Raw genomic sequence first — 16399 nt, forward strand, 5'->3', positions numbered from 1 at the left:
TGAAAATTGGCATGGAAAATACGAGATAAAAACCTTGCCTAATTCATACGAAATAAGGGTGTTTTAGACCGTAAGCCAGGCGGAAATTCCGCCCTCAAGCATGTACACAGAACGCTCCTCCAGGGGCGCTATTTCACGAGCCGCTTCAACTGTTCGGGTGTATCCAGTGCAGTAAATAACGATTTTCTGGGCATTTGCGGGGATTTTACGCTCAATCAGGGCCTTTAGAGTGCCGCTTCGAGCTGCTTCAAGCAGTTCGGTGAGGGGCAGATTGATAGCCCCCTCAATCGCAAAAGCATCGAATTCCACCCGCTCACGAACGTCCAAAAGGGCAATATTTTCACCCGATGACATCTTTTTAAGGTCCTGAGCACTCATTGAGCGGGGCTTCGAGTCGACAGAAGGGCTTGTAAAATCCTGAGAAATATTACGAATTGTTACAGAATTTTTGGGCTTCTGGCTCGTTTCCTGGGGCAAAACAACACTTTTCTTAGGTACAGCTTGCACGCTAGCTACAAGAGGTATATATTCCCACCTCCCGCTTAACGCCGAATATAGGCCAACCTCACCCATGAGCGGCTCCCCCACCCCGGTCAGCAGCTTCACCGCCTCCATGGCCATCGCAGCACCCACCACGCCAGCCATAGCACCCACCACACCGGCAGTACTACACGACGGCACACTACCGGCAGCAGGAGCATGAGGATACAAATCCTCGTACACCGGGCCGTGCCCCGCCCAAAACACACTCAGCTGCGCATCAAAACCAAGAATCGCAGCCCACACATGCGCAATCCCAGCACGTGCAGCAGCCGCCGACACCACATAACGCGACTCAAAATTATCGCTACCATCCAGCACCAAATCAGCGCCAGCCAGAAGCTCATCAGCATTCGCCTCCGTCAGCCGCTCGCGCACCGGCACAACCTCAATAAAAGGATTCAGCGAGCGCAAAGACTCTGCAGCAGACTCAGCCTTAGAATTACCCACCCTGGCGTGCGTATGAATCACCTGGCGGTGCAGATTCGAAGCATCCACGACGTCATCATCAACCACCACAATCTGACCGACCCCGGCACCCGCCAGGTACAGCAGAGCAGGAGCACCCAAACCACCAGCGCCCAACACCACCACGCGTGCGCCCTTGAGCGCCAGCTGAGCCTCGTAACCCATTTCGGGCAGAATTAGCTGACGAGAATAGAACGCACGCTCAGCAGCAGAGAGCTCGCTCGCGCCGGTTGAAGGCTGAGAAGACATAGGGAATCCTCACATCAAGTAATAGAGGGTGGCTTGAGCTTTTAGGGCGCCAAGCCTCAATGAGAATAAGCCTGCCCAAGAGAAATCCCCCCCCCTGACAGGCTTATATAGAGATATCAGAATATTCAGGAGGCTAAGCGGGCGAAGTGTCCACGCCAACCCACTCGATGCTTCCATCGAGCAGTTCCTGTTCCTTCCAAATCGGCACACGAGCTTTCACACGGTCAGCCACCAGCTCGCACGCATCAAACGCGCGGCCGCGGTGAGCAGCCGCCGCCATCACGGTCAGAGCCGACTCTCCGATAGCAATCGGGCCCACGCGGTGCACAGCCCACAGGCGCACACCGTCCAGCTCAGCAGCAACCTCGGCGGCAACCTCGGCAATATACTCACGAGCCTGCGGATGCGCGCTATAAGACAGCCCGCGCACCGCACTACCGTGATCATGGTTGCGCACAATGCCGTCAAAAATTACCAGGGCACCCATGGCGTCAGTCATGACCTCAGCCTTAGCCGCCGCGTACAGCGGCTCGAGGGGCGCCTCCGTAATATCGGTGAACACCACGGTCGAGCCGCTCGGCTCAGCACCGTGCGCACCCGAATGATCCAGGGATTCTTCGTTCTGCGGCTTAGTGGTCATGGTAGTCCTCCATCTGGCGGCAAATGTGCTCAACGAGCGGGTCGAGGGTCGCCACGCCGTCTTTCACGCCGCCGCGCGAACCGGGCAGGGTCATCACGAAGGTGCGGTCAATTACGCCCGCCACGCCGCGTGAAAGCACCGCTGCGGGAACGTTCTTCAGACCGTTCATCCAGAAGGCATGCATAATGCCGGGAACTTCCTTGTCTAGGTGGGGGCGAACCGCCTCCACGGTCTGGTCGTCAGAGTTCAGACCGGTACCGCCGCTGGTCAGGATGAAGGTCGGCAGGGTGCCGTTCTTCTTTCCCTCGGTGACCAGGGTGTTGAAGTACTCGACAATATCGCGGTCTTCAATGACCACGGCATCCGGGGTGTCGAAGCCGCGCGAGCGCAGCCACTCCACGGCGATGGGGCCGGACTTATCCTCGTACACGCCGCGGGCTGCGCGGGTGGAGGCGACAATGACCAGACCGGTCAGGTTCTCCGGCATGGTGTACTCTTCGCTACTCATGGGCTTTCCTTTTCTGTATCTATCAGGTGACGGGGGTGCGCCGCCGCAGCTTAGGAGTCCTCGCGGACGGACCAGTCGCCGGACTTGCCGCCGCTCTTCTCCAGAACACGAATATCGGTAATAACGGCGTACTTATCGACTGCCTTAATCATGTCGAAAACGGTCAGCGCTGCCGAGGAGACGGCGGTGAGCGCTTCCATCTCTACGCCGGTGACTCCGCGGGTCTTCACGGACGCCTCAATACGCACGAAGTCGGTGCCGCGCTCGAAGTCGACCGTGATCTTGCCCAGGGGTAGCGGGTGGCAGAGGGGAATGATTTCCGGGGTGCGCTTAGCGCCCATAATGCCGGCGACGCGTGCGACGGGCAGTGCGTCGCCCTTGGGCAGGTCGGCGTCAAAAATCATGGCGATGACGTCTTCGCGGGTGCGCACAGTCGCCTCAGCCAGGGCGGTGCGGGTGGTGACTGACTTCTCCGTAACGTCCACCATGTGTGCCGAGCCGTCGGCGCGCACGTGGGTCAGTTCCTGATTGGGCTGCGAGGTAGAGGTCATCGTTTCTCCTGGCTTCTGCGCGGTGTTCTTCTGCCGCAAATCGTTACTTGGTGTGAGTCTCAATTATTCCCTGTCGCTATTATTCACTGCTCTAAAGCAAGGAACAATGCGGGGCGGGGGCTTAGTTATCGGTGAGGCGGATGCGGTGGTAGGGTACCGCTTCTCCCCCGGTGTAGGTGGTTCCGGGCGCCAGCTCAATGAGCACGTCCGCCTGTGCGGCGCGGTGTAACAGGTGCGAGCCGGAGAGCACGTCGGGGTAGAGCTCCACCCGGTAGGTTCCGGGCTCGACCTCGACCATGCCGAGGGTTCCGCGCAGGAACTGGCGCTTGGTTGCCGGGGCGGTGATCGGGGTTTCGGTGACGAGCACGCCTCGCGGTGCGTTGTTCAGGGTTGCCTGTTCGGAGGCAACCGCATAGGGCACACCGTAGGGGCCGCCTGCACGCAGGTAGGGGCGCAGAATCAGCGCGTACGAGATGAGGGTGCTCACCGGGTTGCCGGGGAAGGAAATCATGGGCACGCGATGGCCCTTGAAGTCGAGAACGTTTACGCCCTGCGGTCCGCCGGGCTGCTGGCTCACGTGACCAAACCAGGAGACGGGCACCAGGATGTCGGCTTCGTGTGCCTTGGCGATGGCGTTGCGCACCACTTCGTATTTACCGTGGCTAATACCGCCCGAGGTGATGATGATGTCCGGCGCGAAGCTCTCGTATTCTGCCGCGAGACGGTGCAGCAACTCGATGGGGTTATCACCAATAGCGATGCGGCGCACCTCAGCGCCGTCTTCACGGAGCATAGCGGTCAGCATGGGCCCGTTCGCGTCAAAAATCTGCCCCTGAGCCAGCTCCTGCGAGGTAGCGGTGCCGTCTTCTTCAACGCCGGAGAGAATCTCGTCGCCACCGGTGCATACGAGCACACGGGGACCTGCCGCGACGGTCAGACGCGCATACCCCTGGGAGGCGAGCGCACCGAGCAGGGCGGGGGTGACGCGTTCACCAGCGCGTGCGAGTACCTGTCCGGTGACGACGTCTTCGCCGCGGCGGCGCACGAACTGTCCGGGTTTGCCGGGGGCGAGTTTGACCTTTTCGCTGGGGCGGCCGAAGGATTCGGGCAGGTCGGGGTATTCGATGCGTTCGGACTGCTCGACCGGGATGACGGCGTCGTAGCCCTTGGGCATGGGTGCGCCGGTCATGATGGGGTAGGTCAGGTCGTCGGAGGAACGGGAGCGTTGCAGCGGACGCCCTGCGGGAATCTCGCGGCCGACGGTGAAGATGCGGTCCTCGCGGTCAACGGCTGCCGCGGTGAGGGCGTAGCCGTCCATTTGAGAGTTGTCGAAGCTGGGTACGTCCATGCGTGCGGTGACATCTTGGGCGAGAATGCGTCCTGCCGCGTGGTAGAGGGGAACCGTTTCTGCGGTGCCGATGAAGACTTCGCGCAACAGTAGCGCCAGGTAGGCGCGGTATTCCTCGGTGCTGGGGGTTCCATTGAATTCAGGGGAAATCATGGCGGTTCCAATCGTGCGGCGGTGGTTATGACTAGTGTAGGTGTGTGTTTGTGGGCTGGTAAATGCAGTTGTGCCTAAGAGCCTGTGTGTACCGGGTGGTGTGCGGTGCGAGCGTCGGAGCGGCTTATCGGGTGCTTTCGCGTAGTTTTTTGAGGGCGCGAATCAGACCGAGGACCCCGAAGATTCCCAGGTAGAGGCTGATGAGGATCAGGGCGCTTCCGAGGGCGCTGGGAATGTCGCTGCTGTTGATGGCTAGGTCAATGGCGAGGGGTATGGTTTGGGTTTTGCCTTGCACATTGCCGGCGAAGGTGACGGTTGCGCCGTATTCGCCGAGTGCACGGGCGAAGGAGAGGAGAAAGGCGGTAGCGAGTCCGGGCGCGGCGAGGGGCAGCAGCACTTTGAAGGTGATCTCTGCGGGTTTGGCGCCTTCGACGAGGGCGATTTCTTCGTATTCGCGGGGAATAGCCTGCAGGGTGGTGACCGCGGTGGCGACAAAGAAAGGTAGGGCGACAAAGACCTGAGCGATAATCACCGCGTTCGAGGTGAACGGGATAGAGATTCCAGCCTGGTAGAGGTAGGTACCGATCATGCCTTTGCGGCCCCAGAAGAAGAGCAGGCCGAGGCCGGAGACCACCGGTGAGAGAATCACCGGGGTATAGATGATGGCGTAGAGGACCGACCCGAATCGGTGCAGCCGCGAGCGGTTGAGCACTTTGGAGAGCACGAGCGCCAGGGGTGCGCCAAGAAGACCACAGATAAGGGTGGATGCAGCGGCGGTGCCAAGCGAGAGGTTCGCCGCCCTGAGCACCTGCGGGGTGAAGATGCTGCCGAGCTGGCTCCAGGGGATGTTGAGAAAGAGCCCGAGAAGCGGCCCGGCAATGAGGAAAACACCCAGCGACGCCGGAACCAGGAAGAGCACGGGCACGGAGGCGAAGAGGCTGCTCCCGGGCGTGCTTGAGGCGCCGGCGCGGCGGCGGGTGGTTGCGGTGCTGTCTGTCATGGGTATTTCTCGGCGTATTTCTTCGGGGTTTTGAGAGCGCGGCAGGAGACGCGTTCAGGATGCGGCGGCTTGCTCGTTGAGCGTGCCGCCGCATCCTGCGGGTGTCCGTTCTGCGCTCCGGGTTTCAGCGGTGCGGAACGGCGCTAGCGTTACTTTGCGGTGCTGAAGCCGTAGTCGGTGAGGATTTTCTTCGCCTCGTCGGAGTTCTTCAACCATTCGTTGAACTTCTTCGCAGCTTCGGAGGAGGAGCCGGTCTTGCTCAACGCTGCGGGGTATTCGTTGCGTTCCACGTCAGTCAGCTCAACGGAGCCGAGGTTCGCGCCCTTCTTCTTGGCGGCGGCGAGGTCGGTGGTGTAGATGAAGCCCGCGTCGGCGTTACCGGTGGTGACCTTGGTTGCTACGTCGGTGACCTTGCTTTCGGTGGTTGCGTTCTTGAGGGTGATGTCGTGCTTCTTCAGTTCCTGGTGGGCGATGGTGCCGCAGGGAACGTCTTCCTTGCAGACTGCGACGACGCCTTCGGTGGTCTTGAGGTCGTCGAGGCTGTTGATCTTACCGGGGTTACCTTCGGCGGTGACGAGCACGAGCTTGTTGGTGACCAGAACGTTGGTTTCGGAAGTCGAGAACTGGTCGAGCTTCTTTGCCTTGTCCATGTTCTTGGTGTCTGCGGTGATCAGCAGGTCGGGGGTTGCGCCCTGCTCGATCTGGTTGACGAGCTTTGCGGAGCCTTCGTAGACGAAGGTGACGTCTACGCCGGGGTTGGCGGCTTCGTATGCCTTTTCGAGGTCTGCGCCGGCGTTGTTCAGGGAGGCTGCGGCGAAGACTTCTACCTTGCCGGAGGCTGCCTGGCTGCTTGCGGCAGATGCGGTGGACGAAGAGGAGCTCTGGGTGGCGCCGCATCCGGTGAGGACGAGGGTTGCAGCAGCGAGCGCGCTGAGGGCTGCGAGGGGGCTCTTCATGAGGTATTTCCTTGGTTGGTTCGTACTGCTATTGAAGGTGAGGTGCGTCCATGTGCGGGCTTTATGTGACGTCCCGTGTACGTCCCTAGCTTGTACACGCGGCGTTGTTTCGTCGGGGTTGTCTGCTGTGGCGCAGTTGTAACTTACCCTGCACACACTATGTACGGGGCGCCGGAACATGGAATAATCATATTGTCACCTGAAATATGCAAATTTTCCACATAGGTTTTACATGGCGTACACGGCGAATTCGGCCTCTTCTGAACTCATTGCGGGCCCAACGTTAAGCACCTTATCTTCTGCGGAGGGTAACGGGGCTGCTTTTGTTACGCCCGAAAAATCTGAGAGCGGCGTCAAGCCTGCGCGTAAGCTCCCTAATATTACGAACAGCGGTCCGCTCTTGGACCGTTGGGGTCGCGTGGCGACGGATCTGCGTATCTCTCTGACCGATAAATGTAATCTTCGTTGCATTTATTGCATGCCGGCGGATGGTTTGCAGTGGCTCCCGAAGGATAATCTGCTCTCCGCCGAGGAGATTGCGCGCCTTGCCGATATTGCGATTACCGAGCTGGGCGTGGAGGAGATTCGCTTCACCGGCGGTGAGCCGCTGGTGCGCGCCGATTTGGTGGATATCATTTCTCGCATCCATGAGGCGCATCCGAACATTCCGTTGGCGATTACGACGAACGGTATTGGTTTGGAGAAGCGTGCCGCCGCCCTGGCGGAGGCTGGCCTGACCCGCATCAATGTTTCACTGGATACGATTTGCCGTGAGACCTTTGCCGAGCTGACCCGCCGCGATAAGCTTGACGCCGTCCTGAAGGGCATTGATGGCGCTGCTGAGGCTGGCCTGTGGCCCATCAAGATTAATGCTGTACTGATGCCGGGTCTGAATGATGATCAGGCTCCGGAGCTTCTGCGCTGGGCGTTGGCGGGCGGCTATCAGCTGCGTTTCATTGAGCAGATGCCGCTGGATGCCGATAACCGTTGGACCCGCGAGGGCACGATTACTGCCGCTGAGATTCGCGAGAAGCTGTCGGCTGAGTACGTCCTGGGTTCGGTGACTGAGGCACGCGGTGACTCCCCCGCTCAGCTGTGGGAGGTATACCCGCTCGGTACTGCCCTGGATGAGGCGGGCTTCCCGACCGACAGTACCGAGTCGCTGGGCCGCGTGGGCATTATCGCTTCGGTGACGGAGTCGTTCTGCAATGCGTGCACCCGCACCCGTCTGACGGCGGACGGTAAGATCCGCTCCTGCCTGTTCTCCGATACTGAGACTGATCTGATGCAGCTTCTGCGTTCTGGCGCTGACGATAAGGAGCTGGCTCTGCGCTGGCGTGAGGGCATGTGGTTCAAGCCGCGCGCCCACGGTAAGGAAGACGCTGACTTCGATATTGAGGAGTTCGCGAAGGCGAGCCGCTCGATGAGCGCTATTGGTGGCTAGGAAAGCCGCTGATTCATCAGCCGAAGGTGCGCGGATAAGGCTTTTTATTGGCATCTTGCGCCCGTGATTTTCGGCTGTCCCCTGACTTAGGATTGAGGAGCATTATGCAGGTTCATTTTTTCGCTGCCGCACGTTCTGCGGCGGGTACCACGCAGCTGTCGGTACCTTTGGCTGAGTTACCGTCGGCAACTCTTGGCGCGCTCGTTGAGCATCTGGGTCAGAGCTTGGAGGGTACGACCCCGTCGGGTCTGACTCTTGCGCAGGTGATGGAGCAGTGCTCGTTCCTGGTCAATGGTGCCCGCTCGGATGCGCAGGCACCTCTGCAGGATGCCGACCGTGTGGACGTTCTGCCTCCCTTTGCGGGTGGATAATGCCGGCGGATAAGATGCCCGGTTCCCCGCTCCCCGCTGAGGGTGATTTTTCGTGCGCCGCGGTCGTTGTTGCCGGAGGCGCTTCTCGCCGTCTGAACCATGTGCCGAAGGCATCCCTGTCTGACGGCACGAGCACCCTGCTGGATTGTGCTCTGGAGGCGGTGGCCGCCGCATCCCCGCGTGTGGTGGTGGGTCCTGAGAGCCTGCCGTTGCCTACCGGGGTGTTGCGTACTCGTGAGGATCCGCCGTTTTCGGGTCCTGCCGCGGCGATTCATGCCGGGTTGGAGTGTATTGCGGCAGATTGCGAGCGCTCGCAGACCCCGTTGCCGGGCTGGTGCCTGATTTTGGGTGTGGATACTCCGCGTATTGCCCCCGCGGTTCAGCAGCTGATTACCGCGGCACGGAGCGCTGAGCAGACCGCGGCTACCCCCTCCCCCATCAGTTCTGAAGCGCCCAGTGACTCTGAAGCTTCTGAGGGCTTCTGGGGCGTCTCTGAGGGCATCTATCAGCCGCTGGTGGGTATTTACCGTTTCGAGGCGATCCGTTCGGTCTTTTCGACCGGCACAACTGATGCTTCTGTTCGTTCTTTTTTGCGCCGTTTGAATCCTGTGGCGGTTCAGATGTCTGCCGCTGACACTGCCGATGTTGATACCTGGGAGCAGGCGCAGGCTCTGGGCTATACGACCTCGCTCTGGTCAAGCTATTAGCACGAGTTATTAGCATCTGAGGCGCGCGGGAGCGCTAGTTGCCAAGCTACGAGTACCCTAGTGGTAGGTCTTAACGCCCGACCGGGCGATGTTTTTGAGCTCGCGCGCTGTTGCGCGTCCCGCACACACTTTTACGAGGTACGATGTCTCACCATATTCCTTCTGTTTCGTGGCAGCAGGCCCGCCAGATTCTGCATGAGCAGGGTCTGGAGATTGCTCACCATGTGAAGACGGAGTCTTTGCCGCTGTTGGCGACGATTGGTCACTATTTGGCGGACGACGTTTATTCGATGATGCCGGTGCCCCACTACAGCTCTTCGGCGATGGACGGTTACGCGGTGGCGGGTGCGCCTCCGTGGCGTCTGGTGACCCCGGCGTACCCGGAGGATTCTCGCGCAAATATTCACCGCCTGACCGTGCCGATTGCACCGGGCGAGGCGACCCCGATTCTGACGGGTGGTTTGATCCCGGAGGGCGCTGAGGCAATTGTGCGTGAGGAGCATTCCCGCCTGTATGAGGGTGCGGAGGCTTCTTCGCGTCCGGGCGTGAGCGCCCATTTGGAGACTGTGTCGAGCATTCATTACCTGGATATGGCGGAGGGTTTTGAGCCTCCGGCGCCGGGTGCTGATATTCGCCATGCCGGTGCTGAGCTGGAGCGTGGCGAGCTGTTGGCGCGCCACGGTGACCGCATTTCTGCGCGTATGGCGGCGTTCTTGGGCACGAATGGTTTTGATGAGTTGCCGGTGTATGCCCCGATTCCGGTGCGTTGCGCGTTTACGGGTAATGAGGTCATTACGTTTGGTGTGCCTGCGCCGGGTCAGGTGCGTGATGCCTTTGGCGGCTTCATGGAGCATGCGATTATTTCTGCTGGCTGCGAGGCGCGCCCGTCGATTCGTCTGGCGGATGTTGAGTCTGAGTTCCGCACGTTCTTGTCCACGTCGACGGCTCGTGTGCTGGTGTTCACAGGTGGGTCGAGCACCTCGGGTGTTGATTTGGTGCGTAAGGTGCTCAACGATATGGGTGCGACGTACCTGTTTGAGTCGGTGGATGTGCGTCCGGGTCATCCTGCGTTGGCTGCTCGTCTGCCGGTTCCGGAGACTGGCCCGAATTCGGGTCGTGAGCGTTTTGTGCTGGGTCTGCCGGGTAATCCTTTGGCGGCTTACACTGCTCTGTATTCGTATTTGCCGCCGCTTTTGGCTGGTATGAGGGATATGCCTCTGCCGGAGCTGGATTCTGCGGTTCTGGGTGAGCCTGTTGATACTTTGCGTAAGCCGGCGGGGGCTCGCCTGCTTCCGGTGTCGGTGCGTGATGGTGTGGCGTATCCTCTGCCGAAGTCGGCGTCGCATATGCTGTCGTCGTTGGCGGCGGCTACTCACTGTGCGGTGTTGGATGATTCTTCGGTTCGGGGTTCTGCTCATGAGGTGGGGGCTCGGGTTCCGATTATTCCGGTGCTGTAGTAAGGCGCTATTTTCCGGCGTTTAAATGTTTATGCTGTATGCGGTCGGGGTATAGTAGAGAGATATGTCAATCGTTTAGCATACCGAAGGGAGCCTCCGTGGCTAAGCCCAAACTCAGCGACGTTGCGGCCCTGGCGGGCGTCTCCCCCACCACGGTCTCCCGCGTGCTCAACAACCGCGGCTACCTGAGCGAAAGCACCCGCACCAAGGTCCACGATGCAATGCGTGAGCTCGGCTACCGACCCAACGCCATCGCCCGCAGCCTGCAGGGTCAGCGCTCGCAGATGGTGGGCCTCATCTTCCCCACGGTCGCGAACCCCTTCTACGGGGAGATGGTGTACCGCCTCGAAAGTTACCTTGCCGAGGCAGGCTACCGCGTCATTCTCTGCAATAGCGATGATCACCCCGAACAGGAAAAGCGCTACCTGGAGATGCTTTTCTCCAACCAGGTGGACGGCATTATCAGCGGCGCGCACTCTGACGCGCTGGTGAATATTCCGCACGCCCAGGCTCCCCTGGTGACCGTGGACCGCCTCGAAAGCGGCTTTTACCCGAATGTCCGCTCCGATAATTACGGAGGCGCCCGTGCCGCCACGGAGCATCTGATAGCCACGGGTGCGCAGAATATTGTGCACGTAACTTCTACCCTGGGTGAGCATAATGAACGTCAGCGCGGCTACCGTGAGGCAATGCTTGAGGCGGGGCTCATGCCGGAGTTCCTGGAGCTGGGTTTCCGCCCCTCCCTGGGCATTAAGCGTGAGGTGCTCTACCGCTATCTGGATGAGCGCGCCGACAGCCCGGAGCCGGTGGACGCGGTCTTCGCCTCCAACGATAATTACGCGGCCCTCACCCTGGGCTGGGCGCGTGCTCGAGGCGTTCGCGTCCCGGAGGATTTCCAGGTGATTGGCTACGACGGCACTCAGAGTGTTCAGCTGCTCATGCCGGAGTTGGCGACCGTGGTTCAGCCGATTGAGGGCATGGCAGAGCGTACCGCGCAGCGTCTGCTGGAGCTCATTGAGCTACAGCAGGAGGATTCCCCCGAGGATGCCACTCCCCCAATTACCCAGCCCGAGGATGTGCTCCCCGTTGAGCTGCATTTGGGGGCGACGGTGCGTTCTATCCCGAATCTGGATCAGATCCTGCCTGACACCTCCGCCCCGGACGAGCTCCAATAAGAGGCTCCTTTTCTGACGATCAAAATCCGCCCCACCGTGCGAGTGCTCACGGTGGGGCGGATTTTGCATATACATTTATCGGTTTTGTGCGCGTCCGGAAGTTTAGGAGGTGCGCTGCACAATCTCGGTGGGACCGGTGCCGGGGTAGACCATGCCGACGGCGTGTGCCTTGGAGAAGATTCCGTGGAGCGGGCCGAGGGAGAAGAATCCGCGGCGCTCGTAGAGGCGGGCGCTATCGTAGGTCGATGCTTCGAGGTAGGCGGGGTAGTCGCCGATGCGTTCGGTGCCGTAGTCAAGTAGCTTCGAGCCGATGCCGCGACCGCGGTACTCTTCGAGAACACCGATATTGAAGAGGTACCAGTGCTTGTAGGCGGGGCGGTACTTGAGCAGATGCAGCTCCATCGTGATGGCTCGCATCAGGGTTTTACAGCCGAGAGCCTTGTAGTAGGCACCCACCTGCTTGAGCTCGTTGAGGAAGGATCCCTCGTGAGATTCGGGGGTGCTCCAGAGACAAACACCCACAATCTTTCCAGTGGATTCGTCGATGGCGATGTCGATGCGTCCGCGATCCTGGAAGTTGCCGTAGACCTGCAGGGTCATAATGGCGCGGAGTTTGGCGAGTTCCTGTCGGCGGCTACCGCCTGCGATGACTGCCATCATGGCGGGGTCACCGTCGAATGCGGCAATCAGCACTTCGAGCGCATCTGCATATTCATGAGGCTCGGCGGTGCGGACGGTATAGGAAGCTGAGGTCATATTCACCCTTTACAAAAGCTTGAAACTATACATAAATATTAGCTGGATTATTCACTCCTGGCTAATAAATTCTGCCTTATCAAGACATTTTTCATGACCATGCACCAATGTGTGCCAACTTATATTGCACCATTATGCATAATTTTAGTGCATATTTATTCATGATACTTTTACATGTTTTTGCAGGAAAAATTGAACACCCCGCACCAGCTCTAGGAAGAGCGGTACGGGGTGTACATCACGTTGAGGTTATCTACTCACTAAGAGTGCAGACTATGCGTTAGCCTTTGCCTTCAGTGCAACCTTCAGGAGCGAATCTGCATTGGTGACAGATGCGCCCGAAGCCTGAACATCTTCAACCGAAGCAGCCGCCTTCTTGGCGTTGGTAATCACCATGGGGGTTGCCAGCGGGTAGCCAGCAGCCTTGATGGCGGGGATATCGAACTCAGCGATGACGTCGCCGCGCTTGACGGTGTCACCCTTAGCAACCTTGGGCTCGAAGTGCTTGCCGTCGAGCTCAACGGTGTCCATGCCGATGTGCATCAGCAGATCCAGGCCGTCCTCGGTGCGCAGACCGTATGCGTGGCCGGTAGGGAATGCAACGGTGATCTTGCCGTCAGCCGGTGCGTAGAGCTTACCTTCGGTGGGCTCCACTGCGGTGCCTGCACCCAGTGCGCCGGAGGAGAAGGTGGGATCCTTGACGTCAGCCAGCAGAACCACGGAACCGACCATATGGGAGCCGATTTCGACGCTCTCGCCAGCCTCAGTTGCTACAGCGGCAGCGGGAGCTGCAGCAGCTGCTGCGGGAGTAGCGGGAACAGGAGCGGCGGGTGCCTCAGCCTCCTCAGTGTTGCCAGCCTCAACCTTCTTACCCCAGATGAAGGAGGCAACGAAAGCGATGACGGTGGTCAGGATGAGGCAGCCGAAGAAGCCAGGAATACCAGCGCCAACAGTCGGTTCAATCGAGGGGAAGCCAAGGTAACCAGCGGCGCCAAGCTTACCCGCCTTAATTCCAAGAATAGAAGTAAACATCGAACCAATACCCGCGGAGACGATTGCAATGTAGAAGGGCCAGCGCAGAGCCAGGTTCACACCAAACATTGCGGGCTCGGTAATGCCGAGGAATGCGGAGGGTGCAGATGCCGAAGCAATACCCTTGATCTTCTTGTTCTTGGTGGTCAGTGCGACACCGGCTGCGGCAGCACCCTGCGCCACGTTAGACATGGAGGCAACGACGAAGATGAAGGAACCGCCGGTTGCCCACAGGCTCATCTCGATGGGCGGGAATGCCTGGTGCATACCGGTCATCACGATGAATGCGTAGAAAGTACCGAAGATCAGACCGCCGAGCGGGCCAGCAACGGTGTAGAGCCAGTTAATACCTTCACCCAGCCAGGTACCCAGCTGGAACATCGGCGGGCCGACCAAGATGAAGGTCAGGAAGCCGGTGATAAGGATGGTGAGGGTCGGGGTGAAGATGAAGTCGATGGTGCCCTTGAGGACCTTGTGGAAGAACTTCTCAATGTGGGACAGGATGAAGGCAACCAGCATGATGGGCAGCACGGTACCCTGGTAGCCCGCCTGCTGGACCTGCAGGCCGAAGAGGTTCCAGTACTTCATCGGTTCGCTACCCTCGGCACCTGCCAGAGAGGCAGCGACATTGTAGCCGTTCATCAGTGCCGGGGAGACCATTGCGGCACCCATGGTCATGCCCAGGTAAGGATTACCGCCGAAGACCTTGGTTGCGGAGAAGCCAACCAGCACGGGCAGGAAAGCGAAGGGAGCTGCGGAGAGCAGGTTGACGATGTCCGCGAAGTCAGCCCATTCCGGGTAAAGTTCAATAACTGCCTGGGGACCAAAGATACCCTTGGAAGTCAGGAGGCTATTGAGCGCCATCAGCATACCGCCACCGACCAGCACCGGAATCAGCGGAACGAAGATGTCAGCAATGGTCTTGATGAAGCGGGAGACAATGTTGCCCTGCTTCGCAGCGATGCTCTTGAGGTCATCCTTGGATGCCTCGGGTGCACCAGCGGCGATGAGGTGCTTGTGCACCTCGTTGACGTCGCCGGGGCCGACGATGATCTGGAACTGGCCGGCGTTGAGGAAGCTGCCCTTGAGATCCTCGTCGTTGTCGATTGCTGCCTGGTCGACCTTGTCCTGGTTCTTCAGGACGAGGCGAAGGCGGGTTGCGCAGTGTGCGGCTGCAACGATGTTGCCGGCGCCACCGACGTCCTTCAGCACGCGCTGTGCCACTGACTTGTGGTCCACGCTCGCTCTCCTTTGTTTGGAGCACCACCGGATGATGCTTTGTGAATGAGTTGGGGTGATATGTCTGTGTGTGCATGTCATGCATATGTCATACGTTTGACATATCGGATGTAAGACATGGTATCACGGGAAAGTTCTTAAAAGCGAGGGCCCACCCTCCACATGGAAAGTGAGCCCTCAGACATATTCAGAAATTACCGTAAAACCACCCGTGCGGGCAGCTCCCAGCACCTAGAACCAGCGCCTAGAAAACGGCTTAGAGACGACCGTACTCCAGGGACAGCACCTCGCCACCGGTCAGGCGGACGCGGCGCTTATCGCCCTTGAAGAAGGTGCGAGCGGTCATGACCTCAGCGCCCATGGATGCGACCAGCTTGCCGCCCACGTACAGTTCGGTTGCCGAGCCGTCCACGAGCAGGTCAAACTCGCGAATCTTCGAACGCTTCAGGGTGCGGCGGCGCAGGCTACCGCCCTCGGTGTAGCGGGTACCGCCACGGTCCATCTGCACAAAGTCCTTATCCAGAACGATGCTCAGTGCCACGCCGTGGGTGTCCTTAATCTTCAGCTTCACGCGCTCATCAGAGACATTCACGCGGCCACGCAGGCGGAAGGTCAGGGCGTTCTTCAGCTCGACGAGCTTGCCCTTCTCCTCTTCGCGGTACAGCGGCTTCATCTCCATCGCGTCGTTGAGCTGCGGCACCGGGCGCTGGAACAGCTTACCGTTACGCAGGTGCAGCTCACGCGGGTAGGTAAACATGTGCACCCAGCGGTGGCTCCACGAGGGCAGATCGTCCTGGTCTGCGTTGCCCAGCCACGCAATCATCACCGGGGCATCGCCGCTCACGGTGTGCGGTGCCTTCGGATCAGCGGTCAGGCCGGTACCGGAGATGGTCTGCGGTGCGTAGAACTCGAAACCTGCATCCAGCTCGGTGAAGGGGGTCTCAACGGTGAACTTGAGGGTCTCATTATCCAGCGAACCAACAATGTAGCCGCTCTGGAAAATGTTGTTGTACTTCTCGCCGAGGGGCTGCATGCCCTGCGGGCTGAAAATCAGTACGTCGCGGATTTCACCGGTCAGCTCATCGCGCATGCTCAGCAGGGAGGGGCACTCGTACATGTAGGTGCCCTTGAGGGTCTTATCCTTAATGCCCAGCTCACCACGGAAGGTCCACTCGCGGCGGTCCTTGGAGGTGTACACGACCACGGCACCGGTCAGGTCCTCACGCTGAGCACCGATGACCATCCACCATTCACCGTTACGCTCAAAAACGTGCGGGTCGCGGTAGTGCGCGGTGTAACCCTTTGCGGGACCGGAAATCAGCGGGGGCAGCTGACGGGTCGGCTTCGCGTCCTCACCCGCGGTAGCAAGAATCTGGTAGGTTTCGCGGTTGCCTTCTTCATCCTTCACGTTACCGGTGTAGAAGAACTCAAAACCGCCGGGAACCTTAATGCCGGAGCCGGAGTAGCAGCCGTGCGAATCGTAGCGGCTATCGGGAACCAGGGCGGTACCCTCATCGGTCCAGTGGGTCAGGTCCTCGCTCACGGCGTGACGCCAGTAAACCATACGCTCCGGGTGCAGGGGCGAGTACTGGTAGAAGGCGTGGTAGCGCTTACCATCGAAAACCAGGCCGTTCGGGTCGTTCAGACGGCCCACGGGAGGTGCCAGGTGCAGAGCCGGGTAGTCGCGGTCTTCACGAACACCGGCACCGAAAGCGTCCAGGATCTGCTGTGCTTCAGCCGCCAAGTCGCGGGCGGGTCGCTCGGTTGCGCTCTTCTTCTTTTTCTTCTGCTCGCTCATGTCTATC

The 16399-nt window shown here is 59.6% G+C and carries 15 protein-coding genes; 5 read left to right on the forward strand and 10 right to left on the reverse strand.

Annotation, left to right across the window (positions count from 1 at the left end):
- Window positions 1–63: 63 nt before the first annotated feature.
- From AB8C10_RS03015 to modA, 7 genes are all read right to left on the reverse strand, one after another.
- Window positions 64–1257, reverse strand: a complete 1194-nt coding sequence (locus tag AB8C10_RS03015) for a ThiF family adenylyltransferase (RefSeq protein ID WP_368866796.1) — start codon at window positions 1255–1257, stop codon at window positions 64–66.
- A gap of 133 nt (window positions 1258–1390) precedes the next feature.
- Complete coding sequence (locus AB8C10_RS03020; RefSeq protein WP_005504913.1) at window positions 1391–1897, reverse strand: molybdenum cofactor biosynthesis protein MoaE; 507 nt, start codon at window positions 1895–1897, stop codon at window positions 1391–1393.
- Window positions 1887–2405: a MogA/MoaB family molybdenum cofactor biosynthesis protein gene (locus AB8C10_RS03025; protein WP_070846815.1), complete on the reverse strand. Its 519-nt coding sequence runs from the start codon at window positions 2403–2405 to the stop codon at window positions 1887–1889. The genes AB8C10_RS03020 and AB8C10_RS03025 overlap by 11 nt, the downstream gene beginning before the upstream one ends.
- A gap of 50 nt (window positions 2406–2455) precedes the next feature.
- Entirely contained in the window at window positions 2456–2956 is a 501-nt protein-coding gene (gene moaC / locus AB8C10_RS03030) for a cyclic pyranopterin monophosphate synthase MoaC (protein WP_005508376.1), read from the reverse strand.
- Between the two features lie 121 nt (window positions 2957–3077).
- Window positions 3078–4457, reverse strand: a complete 1380-nt coding sequence (locus tag AB8C10_RS03035) for a molybdopterin molybdotransferase MoeA (protein WP_368866797.1) — start codon at window positions 4455–4457, stop codon at window positions 3078–3080.
- 124 nt (window positions 4458–4581) lie between these two features.
- Window positions 4582–5457, reverse strand: a complete 876-nt coding sequence (locus tag AB8C10_RS03040; RefSeq protein ID WP_368866798.1) for an ABC transporter permease — start codon at window positions 5455–5457, stop codon at window positions 4582–4584.
- A 149-nt stretch (window positions 5458–5606) separates the two neighbouring features.
- Complete coding sequence (gene modA / locus AB8C10_RS03045; RefSeq protein WP_368866799.1) at window positions 5607–6413, reverse strand: molybdate ABC transporter substrate-binding protein; 807 nt, start codon at window positions 6411–6413, stop codon at window positions 5607–5609.
- 232 nt (window positions 6414–6645) lie between these two features.
- Here modA and moaA point away from each other — a divergent pair, with 232 nt between their 5' ends.
- From moaA to AB8C10_RS03070, 5 genes are all read left to right on the forward strand, one after another.
- Window positions 6646–7857 carry a GTP 3',8-cyclase MoaA gene (gene moaA / locus AB8C10_RS03050; RefSeq protein ID WP_368866800.1) on the forward strand — a complete coding sequence of 404 codons (1212 nt, stop codon included), beginning with the start codon at window positions 6646–6648 and terminating at the stop codon, window positions 7855–7857.
- A 104-nt stretch (window positions 7858–7961) separates the two neighbouring features.
- Window positions 7962–8228: a MoaD/ThiS family protein gene (locus AB8C10_RS03055; protein ID WP_049338071.1), complete on the forward strand. Its 267-nt coding sequence runs from the start codon at window positions 7962–7964 to the stop codon at window positions 8226–8228.
- A complete protein-coding gene (locus tag AB8C10_RS03060; RefSeq protein WP_368866801.1) occupies window positions 8228–8935 on the forward strand; it encodes a molybdenum cofactor guanylyltransferase in 708 nt (235 codons plus the stop codon). The genes AB8C10_RS03055 and AB8C10_RS03060 overlap by 1 nt, the downstream gene beginning before the upstream one ends.
- 143 nt (window positions 8936–9078) lie before the next feature.
- Window positions 9079–10392, forward strand: a complete 1314-nt coding sequence (locus AB8C10_RS03065; RefSeq protein WP_315295900.1) for a molybdopterin molybdotransferase MoeA — start codon at window positions 9079–9081, stop codon at window positions 10390–10392.
- Between the two features lie 98 nt (window positions 10393–10490).
- On the forward strand, window positions 10491–11567 hold the full coding sequence (locus tag AB8C10_RS03070; protein WP_368866802.1) for a LacI family DNA-binding transcriptional regulator: 1077 nt from the start codon (window positions 10491–10493) through the stop codon (window positions 11565–11567).
- Window positions 11568–11669: 102 nt separating this feature from the next.
- Here the strand turns inward: AB8C10_RS03070 and AB8C10_RS03075 are convergent, their stop codons facing one another.
- The 3 genes from AB8C10_RS03075 to AB8C10_RS03085 form a co-directional block, all read right to left on the reverse strand.
- A complete protein-coding gene (locus tag AB8C10_RS03075; RefSeq protein ID WP_315295903.1) occupies window positions 11670–12323 on the reverse strand; it encodes a GNAT family N-acetyltransferase in 654 nt (217 codons plus the stop codon).
- 273 nt (window positions 12324–12596) lie between these two features.
- Window positions 12597–14594, reverse strand: a complete 1998-nt coding sequence (locus tag AB8C10_RS03080; RefSeq protein WP_368866803.1) for a glucose PTS transporter subunit IIA — start codon at window positions 14592–14594, stop codon at window positions 12597–12599.
- Window positions 14595–14850: 256 nt separating this feature from the next.
- Entirely contained in the window at window positions 14851–16392 is a 1542-nt protein-coding gene (locus tag AB8C10_RS03085) for a glycoside hydrolase family 32 protein (RefSeq protein WP_315295905.1), read from the reverse strand.
- Between the last annotated feature and the right edge of the window lie 7 nt (window positions 16393–16399).

The organism is Rothia mucilaginosa (genome assembly GCF_964210535.1).
Lineage (GTDB): Bacteria > Actinomycetota > Actinomycetes > Actinomycetales > Micrococcaceae > Rothia > Rothia mucilaginosa_F.